The 15,839-nt window shown below is 54.6% G+C and carries 11 protein-coding genes; 5 read left to right on the forward strand and 6 right to left on the reverse strand.

What is annotated here, in order from left to right; translation table 11 throughout:
- Positions 1 to 440 precede the first annotated feature (440 nt).
- The gene (locus ABIE29_RS15275; protein ID WP_429619603.1) at positions 441 to 2,684 is read left to right on the forward strand and encodes an EAL domain-containing protein; all 2,244 of its coding nucleotides are present in this window, start codon (positions 441 to 443) and stop codon (positions 2,682 to 2,684) included.
- Between the two features lie 242 nt (positions 2,685 to 2,926).
- Here ABIE29_RS15275 and ppx read toward each other — a convergent pair whose 3' ends face one another.
- Entirely contained in the window at positions 2,927 to 4,486 is a 1,560-nt protein-coding gene (gene ppx / locus ABIE29_RS15280; RefSeq protein WP_429619604.1) for an exopolyphosphatase, read from the reverse strand.
- Between the two features lie 10 nt (positions 4,487 to 4,496).
- Positions 4,497 to 6,560 carry a polyphosphate kinase 1 gene (ppk1, locus tag ABIE29_RS15285; protein WP_021807129.1) on the reverse strand — a complete coding sequence of 688 codons (2,064 nt, stop codon included), beginning with the start codon at positions 6,558 to 6,560 and terminating at the stop codon, positions 4,497 to 4,499.
- Between the two features lie 255 nt (positions 6,561 to 6,815).
- Here ppk1 and ABIE29_RS15290 point away from each other — a divergent pair, with 255 nt between their 5' ends.
- Genes ABIE29_RS15290 through pstB form a run of 3 tightly spaced genes read left to right on the forward strand, consistent with a single transcriptional unit; the run spans position 6,816 to position 11,465 of the window.
- Positions 6,816 to 8,975, forward strand: coding sequence for an ABC transporter permease subunit (locus ABIE29_RS15290; RefSeq protein ID WP_429619605.1), 2,160 nt, complete (start codon positions 6,816 to 6,818; stop codon positions 8,973 to 8,975).
- Entirely contained in the window at positions 8,972 to 10,624 is a 1,653-nt protein-coding gene (gene pstA, locus ABIE29_RS15295) for a phosphate ABC transporter permease PstA (protein ID WP_429619606.1), read from the forward strand. Before ABIE29_RS15290 ends, pstA begins: the two co-directional genes overlap by 4 nt.
- Positions 10,625 to 10,652: 28 nt before the next feature.
- Positions 10,653 to 11,465, forward strand: coding sequence for a phosphate ABC transporter ATP-binding protein PstB (gene pstB, locus ABIE29_RS15300; protein WP_429619607.1), 813 nt, complete (start codon positions 10,653 to 10,655; stop codon positions 11,463 to 11,465).
- Positions 11,466 to 11,477: 12 nt separating this feature from the next.
- On the opposite strand, the gene ABIE29_RS15305 is transcribed toward pstB, so the two are convergent.
- From ABIE29_RS15305 to purM, 4 genes are all read right to left on the reverse strand, one after another.
- Entirely contained in the window at positions 11,478 to 12,218 is a 741-nt protein-coding gene (locus ABIE29_RS15305) for a bactofilin family protein (RefSeq protein WP_429619608.1), read from the reverse strand.
- A 326-nt stretch (positions 12,219 to 12,544) separates the two neighbouring features.
- The gene (speG, locus tag ABIE29_RS15310; RefSeq protein WP_024527054.1) at positions 12,545 to 13,102 is read right to left on the reverse strand and encodes a spermidine N1-acetyltransferase; all 558 of its coding nucleotides are present in this window, start codon (positions 13,100 to 13,102) and stop codon (positions 12,545 to 12,547) included.
- A gap of 112 nt (positions 13,103 to 13,214) precedes the next feature.
- Positions 13,215 to 13,853 (reverse strand): phosphoribosylglycinamide formyltransferase, encoded by a 639-nt coding sequence (gene purN, locus ABIE29_RS15315; RefSeq protein WP_429619636.1) that lies wholly within the window; start codon positions 13,851 to 13,853, stop codon positions 13,215 to 13,217.
- Positions 13,853 to 14,890: a phosphoribosylformylglycinamidine cyclo-ligase gene (gene purM, locus ABIE29_RS15320; RefSeq protein ID WP_024527056.1), complete on the reverse strand. Its 1,038-nt coding sequence runs from the start codon at positions 14,888 to 14,890 to the stop codon at positions 13,853 to 13,855. The genes purN and purM overlap by 1 nt, the downstream gene beginning before the upstream one ends.
- A 255-nt stretch (positions 14,891 to 15,145) precedes the next feature.
- On the opposite strand from purM, the gene upp reads away from it, so the two are divergent.
- Complete coding sequence (gene upp / locus ABIE29_RS15325; RefSeq protein WP_024484908.1) at positions 15,146 to 15,772, forward strand: uracil phosphoribosyltransferase; 627 nt, start codon at positions 15,146 to 15,148, stop codon at positions 15,770 to 15,772.
- The last annotated feature ends 67 nt before the right edge of the window (positions 15,773 to 15,839 follow it).

The raw sequence follows: 15,839 nt of genomic DNA on the forward strand, positions 1-15,839 counted from the left end.
TAACGGTTGTTTGATGCCTGCTGCGGCTAACATTGGTTAAAATTGTAAACGGAATTCTAGGCTCTGATGACAAAAGATGTCCATTTATTTCCGTGCGTTTGACCGAGTAATTTAGCTGGGGTTTAGGTCCATCACTTTTTAAGCGGTTACTCGAAATCCGCGAGATAGGGATTTTGTCTGATTTTTTGTTGTGTATTAATAGGTTATTATCGGCCTATGAAGTGTCTTATGGATTTTTATTAGCCTTTTCTCAATTAATTGATCGTGGTCAAATCTTAGGCTATCGCAGAGAATAGAATTCACAGCCATTCTTGATGCTGGAACCGTATGCCTCAGTTGGTTCCCGAATGGTTCTGTGGTGGGATCGGATCCTGCTTTTTCTGCGATTTAAAACGCTTAAGCGACGAAGTGAATCACGCCTTAGCGGATACAGTGTCTTGATGGGTATTTTAAAGTTCTGGAATAATTTACGTGACCGTTGGTGGGGACAGCCTGTAGTGCTGAGCCTGCTGCTGGTGCCGCTTGCAGGCTGGCTATCGCCACGCCTGATGCTGCCTGATGGCAAAGTGTACCTGGTCTATCTACCGCTGGTGGTCTGCTTTTCTCTGCTGATGGTTTATGACTGGCGTGCCATGCCGGGTATAGCTTTGGCTATCCTTGTCCGCTATTCCAACCGTTCCAGCAGCGAAGTCGACGTGATCATGACGTTGTTGTATGTGGGATGTCTGAGCATTTGCTGGTGGGGCTATCGCTGCCAGTCGCAGCGCCGCTGGTGTGTGGGGTTTACCGAGTTGAAGCTGGGTAAACACCGGCTGATCTGGCTGGTGCTGATGCCGCCAGTGTTGTTTATTTTTGGTTTACAGCTGGTTATTGGCCTCGATTTGTTGCCGGACGAACTCGGCATGCTTTCCGGTAGCGGTAATCATCTACACGCACTGATCAATTTCCAGGCCATCCTGATTGGTTGCCTGTCTTCCATGCAGCTGTTTTATTTCGCCTTGCGGATCGTTAAAAACCCCAAGTTTGCCCGCGTACTGTGGGGGCGGATCAGCCGTGAGATGGCACCGTCGGTCAAAAAGAGCGAGCTGCAACTGTGGCTGGTGGTGCTGATTGCCTTGGTGGTGATACTTGCCTACCACACGGCAGATACCAACGCGATGCAGGTCCCCGACTACAGCCTGACGCTGTTATTGCCGGTGATGCTGTATAGCGCCATGCGTTTTGGTTACCTGTTCAACTGTATCATCTGGGCGGCGACCCTGCTGGTGCTGTTCTTTAACTATCCGGGTTATGTGCAGTGGGACAGCCTGTTGCATAACCTGACCATGATCTCGTCAATGATGCTGGCGTTCACCCTCAGTATTTTGCTGACTTCTGCGGTGCATACTCGCCAGCGGATGGACCATGCCAAGGCGCAAAACGCCTCGCTGAAAGATCCGGTCATCGGCTTACCCAACCTGCGTGCATTGAAGCGCGATCTGGCCAAGGTGCCGCGTTCAACGCTGTGCTTCCTGCGAATTTCCGAGCTGGATTTGCTCAGCCGTAACTATGGCATGCAGTTGCGTATTCGTTTCAAACAGAAACTGGCGAGCAGCCTGCGCACGGTGTTGGAACAAGGGGAGGATGTCTACCACCTGCCGGGGTACGATCTGGTGTTGCGGCTCAACGGTTCCGACGGTGAGGCCCGGGTGGCCAAAATCCACAACACGCTGGAGAAGTTTCGTCTGGTGTGGAACGGTTTGCCAATCCATCCACCGCTGGGGATTAGCTACTGTGGCGTCTATTCAGAAGTGGAACACCTGCATCTGCTGCTGGGGGAATTGAGCTCGTTGGCGGAAATGTCACTGACCAGCGGCCGGCCTGAAAACGTGCAGAACGATCATCATGTGGTGCAGGATGAAATCAAGCGCAAGGTCGCTTTGTTGCACTGGGTACAACGCTCGCTGGATAACGACGGCTTCATGTTGATGGCTCAACCGATTGTCGGGGTTCGCGGCGATTCCTACCATGAGATCCTGCTGCGTATGCTGGATGATGAAGGTAACGTCATTCCTCCCAACGAATTTCTTCCGGTGGTGCATGAATTTGGTTTGGCTTACCAGTTGGATATGTGGGTACTGCGCCAAACCTTGCAGTTTATGGAGCTTCATCGCGAAGGGATGCCTAGCGCGCGCTTTGCCGTGAATCTGTCGCCGTCCTCGCTGTGTCGCCCTAGCCTGTGCCAAGACGTGCGCGATGCCTTGCGGCAATACCAGATTGAGCCTTATCAACTGGTGCTGGAAGTAACGGAGTCTCATCTGGTGCAGAATGTAAATTATGCCAAGAACTCGCTGAAAGAGCTGCGCCAATTGGGCTGCCGTATTGCTCTGGATGATTTTGGCACCGGCTATGCCACCTACGATCGCCTGAAGGAACTGCATGTCGATATCTTGAAGATCGACGGCAGTTTTGTGCAGGATATGCTGACCAGTAAGGTGGATTACCAGATTATTTCGTCAATCTGTAAGGTGGCGCTGATGAGAAGGTTGTCGATTGTGGCGGAATATGTCGAGTCGGCCGAGCAGCGCGATGCGCTGAAAAGCCTGGGCGTGGATTATATGCAGGGCTACTTTATCGGCAAACCTCAGTTGCTGTCGTCTCTAGTGCCGATGGTGCCACTGCCGGAAGACGAAGAGTCTGACTGAGAGCATGGCCCCTCACCCTAACCCTCTCCCACAGGGAGAGGGGATCGATCGAGTTCGCTGATTTTTCTGAGCCATACTCCATCCGCGTTCTTCTTACTCCGCATTTACCGGAGCAGCATAGGCTAACCAAGCACTCCGGTCAGCTCCCTCTCCCCGTAGAAGAGGGTTGGGATGAGGGGGAACAAACGGCTGGGTACTACTCCATTAGGATCTCAATCAAAACGTACTGAATACGGTGTGGGTTACGCCGCAGGTTTTGCGTCCGCGTCCTGCTCGCCTTCTTCTTCTATCACCAGTTTCCAGCCAACTACGTCATTCCAGTATTCCTGTTCACGCTCGAAATCGAGCTGTACCAGGTTGTTCTGCGTCAGATAGCCCGTAGGGAAGCGCAGCGTCCAGTGATTGTCATCGGTTGCCAGGCGCAGGGTTTCCGGCGTGGTGGTGGCCTGGCGCTGATTGTTAAGCAGGGTGCTCAGGCGTAACAGCTGGATCAGCGGCAGATAATACTTCTTCTTGAACAGGTTCAAGCGGGGTAACTCTTCGAGCTTGATCGCTTTACGCTGGAAACGCACCAGCGCCGACAGCAGCAACTGCTGTTCCTGGTTGAAGCCTGGCAGGTTGGTATTTTGCAGAATATAGGCGGAGTGGCGGTGCATGCCGCTATGGTTGATACTCAGACCCACCTCATGCAGCATGGCAGCCCATTTCAGCAGTGCTTCCAACTGTGGCTGCACCAGCTTGGTATTTTGCGCCATCCACTGGGCGTACAACAGCTCGGTGGTTTCGAGTACGCGCTTGGCCTGCTCGCGGTCAATATTATAGTGATCCGCCAGGCTTTTGGCCGTGCGGCTGCGAATATCCTGGTGGCGGAAACGGCCTTCCATTTCATACAGCACGCCTTCGCGCAGGGCGCCGTCGGACAGGCGCAGATCGCGAATAGCCAGCGCATCAAATACCCCACACAGGATCGCCAGCCCCGGCACAAACACCGATTGACGATCTTCCGACAGGCCAGGCAGGCTCAGGGCGCTGAAGTTTTTAAACTGCAACACCTGCTCGACCAGCAACTCCAGCCGTTCAAGGGTAATCAAGCCGTCTTTTTCACCCATGGCCACCAAAACTTCGTGAGCGGCCTTGATGGTGCCAGAGGCTCCCAAGGCATATTGCCAGCCCTGGATGCGGTATTGCCAGGCCAGGGTTTCCAACTTTTGTGCGGCGGCCAGGCGTGCCCGTTTAAAGTTGGTTTTGCTGATCTCACCTTCTGGGAAGAACAGGTGGGCAAAGCTCACGCAGCCCATGCGGCGACTCTCTGCCAGCAGAGGCTCGAAATCCTCCCCGATCACCAGTTCGGTAGAGCCACCGCCGATGTCGATCACCAGCTTGCGGCCTTTTTCCGGCTGAGTATGTTCGACCCCCATAAAAATCAGACGGGCCTCTTCTTGGCCTGCGATGATTTCGATTGGATAAGGGATCACTTTTTCCGCCCGCTTGAGGAACACCTCGGCATTCACCGCCTGGCGCAGGGTGTGGGTACCCACGATGGTGACGTTATCCGCAGGGAACCCCTGTAATCGCTCGGCAAACAGCGCCAGGCAGGCCAAGCCCCGCTCCATGGCTTCTTCACTGAGCACGTTTTTGCTGTCCAATCCATCGGCAAGGTGTACCCGCTGCTTTAAACGGCCTAACACCTGTAAGGCGCCGTTAACGACGCGGGCGATCACCATATGGAAACTGTTCGAGCCAAGATCGATGGCAGCGATTTCCTGTGGCTTATTATTGGTTGCAGTGCTTTTTAGCGGCATAGTTGCTGGCCTAGTTGTCCGGTTGTTCCAGAGCTTTTAAATACTCATAAATGGCCACCTGTGCACGTACCTTACGGCGATTGCCACGCGGTACATACTGGTTGCTCAGTTCTTTATCGATATAGCGGGCCTTGACCGTATCGCTAAACAGCAGCTCCAGAATATCCAGAACGCGCTGCTTGAGCGCCGGATCCAGCAGCGATACTGCTACTTCGATGCGGTAATCTATGTTGCGGGTCATCCAGTCAGCGGAAGAGAGATAAACCCGTTTGTCACCTTTGTTTTCGAAAACGTACACCCGATCGTGTTCCAGATAACGGTCGACGATGCTGATAACCTGAATATTGTCACTAATTCCCGGCAGGTTGGGGATCAGCGAACACATGCCGCGCACCAACAGACGGATTTTCACGCCGGCAGCGGCAGCGGTATATAACCGATCTACCAGCCCTTTATCCACCAGATTATTTATTTTCAACATAATAGCGGCGTTTTCACCGGCTAATGCGTTGGCAATTTCACGATCGATCAGATCGTACAGCATGCGGCGGGAGTTCTGCGGCGAAACCATCAGGTTGTCGAAGGAGACCGGCCGGTACGGATTTTCAATAAAATTGAATACCCGGCGTACTTCGTTAGTGATGCGCGAATCGGCGGTCAGCAGCGAGTAGTCGGTGTAAATACGGGCGGTTTTTTCGTTAAAGTTGCCGGTACCAATATGAGCATAGCGCACAATATCGTCGCCTTCACGGCGCGAGATCAGGAATAGTTTGGCGTGAATTTTCAACCCCGGCGCGGAGAAGATCACGTGCACCCCGGCCTCGGTCAAACGCTTGGCCCAGTGGATGTTGGCCTCTTCGTCGAAGCGTGCCTGTAGCTCCACCACCACGGTCACTTTCTTGCCGTTATGCGCCGCATGGATCATCGATTCGATAATGCGCGAGTCTTTGGCTACCCGATAGATATTGATTTTTATCGCCAGCACGCTGGGATCGAACGACGCCTGACGTAGCAGCTCCAGTACGTGTTCAAAGGTGTGATAGGGGTAGTACAGCAGCACGTCTTTTTCGCGGATGGCATCGAAGCCGTTGCGGAATTTATCGAACCAGATATGCCGCAGGCGCGGTAGTGGGCGGTTGACCAGATTGGCCTTACCGACGTTCGGGAAGCTGATGAAGTCTTTAAAATTGTGGTAGCGCCCACCGGCGATCACCGAATCGTAGTTGGATATCCCCAGCTTGTTACGTAGCAACTCCACCATCTCGTTAGGCATATCGCGCTGATACACAAAGCGTACCGGCTCGGCGGTCAGGCGCTGTTTCAGGCTCGACGACATCAGTTCCAACAGGCTGGATTCCATTTCGGTCACCAGATCGTATTCTGCATCGCGCGTCATTTTCATCGAATAGGCGTTGAGCGCGTCATAGTCGAAGAAGCCCTTGAAGATGTCGTCCAGGCAATAGCGCAGGATGTTATCCAACAGGATCATCGGCTTGCGTCGGCGGGGGGCTTCCGGCGGCAGATTGACGAAGCGGGGCACTTTGTCGGAAGGAATTTCCAGCAACGCATAATCGATGCGCGTACCGCGAATGATCTCCACCGCCAGATAGGTGTAATCGTCCTTCAGGAACTGCACCAGATTGGTGTCGTGGTTGATCAGGATCGGCGTGATGTGCTGGCGCAAATGATGCTTGAAGTATTGCCGCAGCCAGATTTGCTGGTTCTCTGACACCTGACGCTCGTTGATCAGGAAGATCTGGTTGCGCGCCATTTCCAACAGCAGATCGTTGTACAGGCTGTCGAACTCCTGATCGGTCTTCAGCACCTTGGCCTGAATTTTTTTCAGCAAATGACGTGAAGCGCCACCCGAACCCTGTTCTTCGCTGATCAAGATGCGCCGTTTCAGATCGGCAAAGCGGACTTTATAGAATTCATCCAGGTTGTTGGAGTAAATGCCCAGAAATCGCATGCGCTCAATCAAGGGATTGCTCTTATCTGCGGCTTCCTGCAACACGCGTTCATTAAAGGATAACCAGCTTAATTCTTTGTCGATGTAGAGCTTTTCCTGACCCATTGCTACTCCAGTTCAATTTTAGAAAAGGATCGGACTTATCGCCGAATACCGCTCTAGTGTCCTGCTTCATTATTGCGAGAGATTGACAGCAATGTCCAACATATCTGCGGAGTTATCCTGCCGCATTACTCGCGATAAATTGTTATTCGTCCAGCATGGCACCCGGCAACTTTGTCATGCAAACGTCACAAAACTGACATAAGATGCCCGGTTATCTTTGGGTGCAAGCCCGACAACGGAACCGACGACAGGCAAATGGCACAGACAACGCTTAACCAACATCCCCGGGATCGCCTGCGTGCGCACGTTGACCGTGGCGTACAACGGGCCGTGACCGTCAGCGGACTGCTGGTATTGATGACGCTGATGCTGATCTTTGTCTATCTCTTGCTGTCGGTTTTACCGCTGTTCAAACCGGCTTCGCTAGGCACTTCACGCGTATTGCCAATGAGCTACAGCTCCCCGGCGCTGGCCATCGGGATGGACGTACAGCAGCGTATTGGTTATCGCATCGATCGCCAGGGGGAAGGGCATTTTTATCAGTTGCTGGCACCGAACAATAGCCCTGTACAGCAAACGCTATTGAGCCAGCCTACATTATTGGCTCAGGCGGTTGGGGAGCGTGACTTGTTTGCTCTGGCGCGCGCGGATGGCCGATTGATGGTTGCCCAGGCCGATTTTGCCCCGGCGGGCGGTGGTGAACCGCAGTGGCGTTTTCCGTTGGGGCAGGCTCCCTTGGCGTTTGATCCCCATGGGCATGCACTGATATTGCTCAGCCTGGCGCAAGCCCGCCAGGGTAATTTCCTGCTGGCGGCGGTAACGGACGACAACCGGTTGCTGTTTGGGCATTTCAGCCCGACGCTTCAGGGCCAACCCACGGAAATCCCTTTGGCCGCCGCGCCACAACAATTGTTGCTAACGCCGGATGGCCGCCAGCTTTATCTGTTAACCGGCAACCAACTGGCCCGCTATCAGATTGAAGGGGCACAGCCGCAGTTGCGAGAGACGCGAACCTTGGGTGAACATCCTCCCTATCGCCTGACGGCGTTGCCTGGGGGGAGCGCATTATTGATCCAGGCTGGCGACGGTAGCCTGCGTGAATGGTTTGACGTGGAGAAAAACCAGCGCTACCAGTTGGCACCGATACAGCAATTTGCCCATCAGACTACCACGCAGGAGTTGTTGGTCGCCGAGCCGTATCGGCGGGTATTCGCAACCTTGCAGCCGCAGGGCGAGTTCGCCTTGTTTTCCAGTATCCAGTCCAAGCCGTTGCTAAAGGACAAGCTCCCCGTCAATGTACAACAGATGGCGTTTGCCCCACGTGGCGACGGGCTATTGTTGGAGACTGCCCAGGGTTGGCAGCATTACGCCGTGGATAATCTCTATCCAGACGTCACCTGGCGTTCACTGTGGCAACGCCTGTGGTATGAGAACTACCCTGAACCGGCCTATGTGTGGCAATCCACCTCGGGTGAAGATAGCTACCAGGCTAAATTCAGCCTGATGCCGGTGATCTTTGGCACCTTCAAGGCGGCAGCGTACTCCATGTTATTCGCCATCCCGCTGGCGCTGGCCGGTGCGATCTATACCGCCTGCTTTATGTCGGCAGGGTTAAGACGGGCCGTCAAACCGGCGGTCGAGGTGATGGGCGCGTTGCCAACGGTGGTGATTGGGCTGGTGGCAGGTATCTGGCTGGCACCGATGATCGAGCGTTATCTGCTGGCCGTGTTGGCCTTGCCGTTCCTGTTGGCTGGGGCCGTGCTGTTATGCAGTTGGCTGGTTAACCGATTTACGGCGCGGCCTTGGTCACCGGGTTGGGATTTACTGTTGCTGTTACCGGTGGTGGTGGTAACGGTTTGGCTGGCGCTTGCCGTAGGACCTTGGCTGGAACTTAAGCTGTTTGGTGAGCCGTTGCATTTCTGGTTGGGCGAAGATTTCGATCAGCGCAATACGCTGGTGGTGGGCGTGGCGATGGGCTTCGCACTGGTGCCGATTATCTTTTCGCTGGCAGAGGATGCGTTGTTCAGCGTGCCAGCCTCGCTTAGCCGGGGTTCATTGGCCTTGGGGGCCACCCAATGGCAAACCGTATTGCGTGTGGTGTTGCCTTCTGCCAGCGCCGGAATTTTCTCCGCGCTGATGATCGGTTTTGGCCGCGCGGTGGGGGAAACCATGATCGTGCTGATGGCCACCGGCAACACACCGTTGATTGACGGCAGCCTGTTCCAGGGCTTACGGGCGATGGCGGCCAATATCGCGATCGAAATGCCAGAGGCCGTCACGGGCAGCAGCCATTATCGGGTCCTGTTCCTGACCGCGTTGGTGCTGTTTATCTTTACCTTTGTATTCAACACGCTGGCGGAGGCGGTACGTTTACGCCTGCGTAAGTGCTATACGCTGAACCAGGAGACACCATGAGAAGCTGGGTGAAAAGCGGCTCCCCGTGGATTTGGTTGACGGCGGCATCGGTGGCCATCAGCCTGCTGGCGCTGATTGGCATTTTACTGCTGTTGGCCGGGCAAGGGACGCGTTATTTCTGGCCCAGCCCGGTCTATCAGTTCGAACTGAATCAGACGGCAGCAGGCCCGGTAACGCTAGTGGGTGAGCTGTATCAACGGCAGACGATCTCGCGCCAGCAACTGCAAGACGCCGGTGTGGCATTGCCACCAGGAGAAGCGCAAAGCTTTACCCGTTATTTGATCAAAGTGGGGAACCGGGAAAACGAAGGGCAGGACTTCCGTACTTTGCTGGCCAGTGACGTCAGTAAAATGACCACCCCACGCGATTTACTGGTGTTGGAGCGTAACAGCCACGGCGCCGCTTACGGCTACCTGGCCGGTTTACTGGAAGATGGCCAACCGTTGACCGGCAGCGATCTGAGCCAGGCGTTACAACAGCGCTTACCGCAGATTGCGGCGCTGACGCGGCAGGCGCGCGATATTCAGTTCCGCGATATGGCGCAGATCAACGAACAATTTGAACATTTACGCCTGCATGAAAAGAGCCTGCAGCGTGAGAATAAGCTGGATGCGCGCTGGCAAGCCTCTATCCGTGCCGAACGGCAGGAGTTGCAACGCCAATACCGCCAGCTTGCAGGCAAACTGCAAGGGTTGGAACGCGATCGCCAGCGTGATGCCTTGCTGCTGCGCGACATGCACGGGCAGGTTCACACCATTGCCCTGAGCCAGGTGCGCGATGCCTGGTATCCCAACGACATGAGCAGTGGTCAGAAGTGGGTGCACTGGAGCAAGCAAATACAAAAATTCCTGACCGACAGCCCACGGGAAGCCAATACCGAAGGGGGCGTATTCCCGGCGATCTTTGGCACTGTGCTGATGGTGATCCTGATGTCGATCGTCGTGATGCCGTTTGGCGTGATTGCCGCCGTCTATCTGCACGAGTATGCCGGTAATAATCTGCTGACACGGCTGATCCGCATCTCCGTAGTGAATCTGGCGGGGGTGCCGTCGATCGTCTACGGCGTATTTGGTCTGGGATTCTTTGTCTATATGGTGGGTGGCTCGCTCGATCGGCTGTTTTACGCTGACTCCTTGCCCAACCCGACGTTCGGTACACCGGGCGTGCTGTGGGCCGCATTGACCCTGGCATTGCTGACCTTGCCGGTGGTGATTGTTGCCACTGAAGAAGGGCTGTCGCGTATTCCCGTTTCGTTGCGCCAGGGGTCGTTGGCTCTGGGAGCCACCCAGGCGGAAACCCTTTGGCGGATCGTGCTGCCGATGGCGGCACCGGCGATGATGACCGGCCTGATCCTGGCCGTAGCGCGAGCGGCGGGGGAAACGGCACCGCTGATGCTGGTTGGCGTGGTGAAATCGGTACCGGTGCTGCCGGTGGACGATATTTTCCCCTATTTGCACCTGGAACGTAAATTCATGCACCTGAGCTTCCAAATCTACGATATGGCATTTCAGAGCCCCAGCGTAGAAGCGGCGCGGCCCCTGGTGTTTGCCACGGCATTCCTGCTGGTGCTGATCGTCGTTGGGCTGAACCTGACGGCAATGGGCATTCGGCATTCGCTAAGGGAGCGGTATAAAGCATGGTCGCAGTAACAAGGTTGGATCTTTTAGGGAGTGCCAAATGAGTCTGATAACGCCGGGCAGCCTACCCCGGCTGGATGTCCAGCAGCTTGCCGATGAGCATACCGCGCTGGCGGTCAACGGCCTGGATCTGTTTTACGGTGACAAGCAGGTGCTGCACAATATTTCCCTGCGTATTCCCAAGCACCGGGTGACGGCGTTGATCGGCCCTTCCGGCTGCGGCAAGTCGACGCTATTGCGCTGCTTTAACCGGATGAACGATCTGGTGGATCGCTGCCGGATTGACGGTGAACTGCAGCTTGATGGCGAAACCATTTCCGGCCCGCAGATTGACGTTGCCGCTTTGCGGCGGCGCGTGGGCATGGTATTCCAGCGGCCAAACCCGTTCCCGAAATCGATCTACGAAAACGTGGTTTACGGCCTGCGCTTACAGGGAGTCCGTGACAGACGTATTCTTGATGAAGCCGTGGAGCGGTCTTTGCGGGCCGCCGCGCTGTGGCACGAGGTGAAAGATCGGCTAAGGGAAAATGCGTTCCGCCTTTCCAGCGGTCAACAACAGCGGTTGGTGATTGCACGGGCGATCGCGGTTGAACCGGAGGTGTTGCTGCTCGATGAGCCGACCTCTGCGCTGGATCCGATTTCTACCTTAACCATCGAGGAGCTGATTTCGGCGCTGAAACAGCGCTACAGCGTGGTACTGGTGACCCACAACATGCAGCAGGCCGCGCGGGTTTCCGACTATACGGCGTTTATCCACCAGGGGACGCTGGTGGAATATAACGATACCGATGCGATTTTTACTTCGCCACGTCAACGCCGCACAGAGGATTACATTACTGGCCGCTATGGTTAACGGGCGAGGAGCTTAATTGCTATGTTTGTGCGGCTGTGGGGGCAGTTGTTCCTGCTGTTCAGGTTCAACCTTTTTCAGTGCGGTCACTTTTGCTTGAGCGGGCTGGGCCTGAGGAGATGTTTTTTGCATCAGCTGCGACTGGCCAATAAACAGGCCGCCTTTCTCAATAGAGATTTCGTCGGCGAAAATATCCCCGCGCATGCTGCCCTTAGGCTGGATTGACAGTGAGTCGGCGAAGCAACGGCCTTCAACCGGACCATTGATTATGATCTGCTGGGCGCGGATCTCGCCTTTGACATGACCGCTGGTTTCAATGCGCACCATGTGGCTGCAACTGATGTTCCCGTCAACCCGGCCTTCGACAATGATATTGCCATCGCCTTCGATCACTCCGGTGAATAGCGCACCATTGGAGATAAAGGTGTCCTTTTTGGCACGGATTGGCTTGATGGCGTCGGCAACTTCAGACAGGAGGTTTGGCTCAGAGTGAGCAACCGGCTGAGGCAGGAGCTGATCGATAAGCTCCTGGGTTTTTTCCTCATTAACGGCTTTATTTTTCTTATTGAATGACAGCATTTGATTCATCCTTGTTATTTTGTAGATAAACGCCAGCGTTGTCAGCAGCGCCAGGACCAAGGCGGTGAGCAGTGCGCGTTTTAGGTAGATACCGGTGAAGCTGATCCCTGTCAGCCAGAGAACGATGGACAGCGCCCATAATCCCCAGACACACCATAATAAGTTGTAATTACGCATGTTTTTCAGGCCGTTTGAAGTCCATTTGCCGCGAAAGTGCGGGATGCCAGGCGGCAACCAGCGTGACGGTTCCTGTAGGCTATCCGTAGAAGCGGATGATGATACCTAATATTGTCGCCTAATTCACCACTCGGTTGGTCAATCCGAGTCTATGGCAATGCGGAAATTAATTTATTATTTGTATGATTCACTATAATGAATTGATTTTTTTTAATATATTAGCGTCGATTGGGCATAAACTATTAACTGGCTCAAACTGACAAGATTTCCTGTTGATCTTCACCTATCTGTAATCAGGGGGAGATTCATCGCCCCCTGGTTTCCAGTTACTTCACCAGGGGCTTGTCGCCAGACTGGGCAGTCTTGAACTTCGCCAAATACTGCGGCTGGAAGATGCACATACGCAGCACGGTGCGGTATGCGCCACTCACGAAGAATTCGTCAATCAGCTCGCCTTCCACCTCAAAGCCCAGCTTGCTGTAAATATGGATCGCCTTCGGGTTTTCTTTATCGACGATCAGATACAGTTTATACAGGTTAAGTACCGAGAAGCCGTAGTCCATCGCCAGCTTGGCGGCGGTGCTGGCATAGCCTTTGCCCTGATGCGCCGGATCGATGATGATCTGGAATTCGGCGCGGCGGTGAATATGGTCGATCTCTACCAGTTCAACCAGCCCGACCTTGGCCCCTTCATGCTCGATGATAAAACGCCGTTCGCTCTGGTCGTGAATGTGTTTATCGTACAGATCGGAAAGCTCGACAAAGGCTTCATATGGTTCTTCGAACCAGTAGCGCATGACGCTGGCGTTGTTATCCATCTGGTGAACAAACGCCAGATCTTCCCGTTCCAGCGGGCGTAGTCTGACGTTGGTGGTGCTCGACATACATTCTCCTCGAGATCATTAATCTGGCAAAAGTATAACCTCAGGAGCGGATTGAAGGCGAAAAAAAACGGTACCGTGAAAGGCACCGTTTAGATTGCGGTTAAATTGCGGGTCAGTCGGCGGCATAACCTTGTGCTGGCAGGCGTTCACCATCCAGCCAGGCTGCGTTATCGCGCATTGCCAGCCGCCCTTCGATAAACCAGCTCACCACCAGAGGGTATATGGTGTGTTCCTGGGTTTGCACCCGCTCAATGACCTCATCTTCCTCGTCACCGGGGAAGATCGGTACCTTGGCTTGCAGGATCACCGGGCCACCGTCGAGCTGCTCCGTGACGAAATGCACCGAAGTGCCATGCTCGGCGTCGCCGTTGTCGATAGCCTGACGATGGGTATGCAATCCGGGGTATTTCGGCAGCAGGGAAGGGTGGATATTCAGCATGCGCCCGGCATAGTGCTGCACAAAGGCGTTGCTGAGAATGCGCATATAACCGGCCAGCACCACCAAATCGGGTTGGTATTGGTCGATAGCTTGCGCCAGCGCGGCGTCAAAGGCTTCGCGATCGGCAAAGGCTTTGGCATCCAGCGCTTGAGCGGCAATGCCAGCCTCTTCGGCACGCTGCAGGCCATAAGCCTGCGCGTTATTGCTGAATACCGCCACGATAGTGGCGGCGATCCGGCCCTGTTGGCAGGCGTCGATCAGCGCCTGGAGATTACTCCCCTGGCCGGAGACCAACACCACAATCTTTTTCATCACTGGATGACCACTTGTTGTTCGTCAGAAGAAGCGGTCAGTTTACCAATCTGCCAGGCTTTTTCACCTGCGGCGGTCAATATTGCGATGGCTTTTTCTACCGACTCCTGTGGCAGCGCGATCACCATACCGACACCGCAGTTAAAGGTACGGTACATTTCATGACGGCTCACGTTGCCTGCCTGCTGCAACCAACTAAACACGGCAGGCCACTGCCAGCTCGACTCGTCGATCACCGCCTGCATCCCTTCTGGTAACACGCGTGGGATATTTTCCCAGAAACCGCCGCCGGTCAGGTGAGCAATCGCGTGCACCTCCACTTTCTCGATCAATTCCAGTACCGATTTGACATAAATTCTGGTCGGCTCGAGCAGGTGATCTGCCAGCGGTTTGCCTGCCAGGTCGGTGGTTGTGGGATCGGTCTTGCTCACTTCCAGGATCTTGCGCACCAGCGAATAACCATTGGAGTGTGGGCCTGAAGCGCCCAGTGCGATCAGCGCATCGCCAGACTGTACTTTGCTGCCGTCGATGATTTCTGATTTCTCAACCACGCCCACGCAGAAACCGGCGACGTCATAGTCTTCACCATGGTACATGCCGGGCATTTCGGCGGTCTCACCACCCACTAACGCACAGCCGGACTGTTTACACCCTTCGGCAATCCCGGTGATCACGCTGGCAGCGGTATCCACATCCAGCTTGCCGGTGGCGAAGTAATCGAGGAAGAACAGCGGCTCAGCGCCCTGAACCACCAGATCGTTAACACACATCGCCACCAGATCGATACCGATGGTGTCGTGGCGTTTTAAATCCATCGCCAGACGCAGCTTGGTGCCTACGCCGTCGGTGCCGGAAACCAGTATCGGCTCGCGGTATTTCTGCGGCAACGCGCACAGGGCGCCAAAACCGCCCAGCCCACCCATGACTTCCGGGCGGCGGGTCTGTTTCACTACACCTTTGATGCGGTCTACCAATGCGTTGCCAGCATCGATATCGACACCTGCGTCTTTATAGCTGAGAGAGGTTTTGTCGGTCACTGCGCGATCCCCACGACGGTTTGCGGTTTGAGAACGGTGCTTCCGGCGGTGATGCCGGAACCAGGCGCGGCAATTCTAACAGCGCAAGCAAACGTTTGCGAGAACCATGTGAACCCACTCGAACTTTTCGTCTTCTATACTGTTGATCACTCTTTTGTTGATCTCGATCCGGCTATTGGTAGTGGCGTCGGGAGAAAAAGGCGGTATAATCCGGCGATTTTTTTGGCCGTCAACCACCTTAATAGGAGAAAAATGATGAAGATCGTTGAGGTGAAGCACCCGCTGGTTAAGCACAAGCTTGGTCTGATGCGCGAACACGATATCAGCACCAAACGCTTTCGTGAGCTGGCTTCTGAAGTGGGTAGTTTGCTGACCTATGAAGCGACCGCCGATCTGGTGACAGAGAAAGTCACCATCGAAGGCTGGTGTGGGCCGGTTGAAGTTGAGCAGATTAAAGGGAAAAAAATTACCGTAGTGCCAATCCTGCGTGCCGGTCTGGGCATGATGGAAGGAGTGCTGGAGCACGTGCCGAGCGCTCGTATCAGCGTGGTTGGTGTTTATCGTGATGAAGAAACCCTGGAGCCGGTGCCTTATTTCCAGAAACTGGTTTCCAACATTGACGAGCGCATGGCGCTGGTGGTTGACCCAATGCTGGCTACCGGTGGTTCGATGATCGCCACTATCGACCTGCTGAAGAAGGCCGGTTGCAGCAGCATCAAGGTGCTGGTGCTGGTCGCTGCGCCTGAAGGGATCGCCGCGCTGGAGAAAGCGCATCCGGATGTTGAGCTGTATACCGCTTCGATCGATCAATGTCTGAATGACAAAGGGTACATCGTGCCTGGCCTGGGTGATGCAGGCGATAAGATATTTGGTACCAAATAATAAATAAGCCGACCTGAGAGTCGGCTTTTTAATGCCCTTTGTACTGCCAAGCCTGGCAATCCATTGA

The sequence above is a fragment of the Serratia sp. 2723 genome (assembly GCF_050434425.1).
In the GTDB taxonomy this organism is placed as follows: Bacteria; Pseudomonadota; Gammaproteobacteria; order Enterobacterales; family Enterobacteriaceae; genus Chania.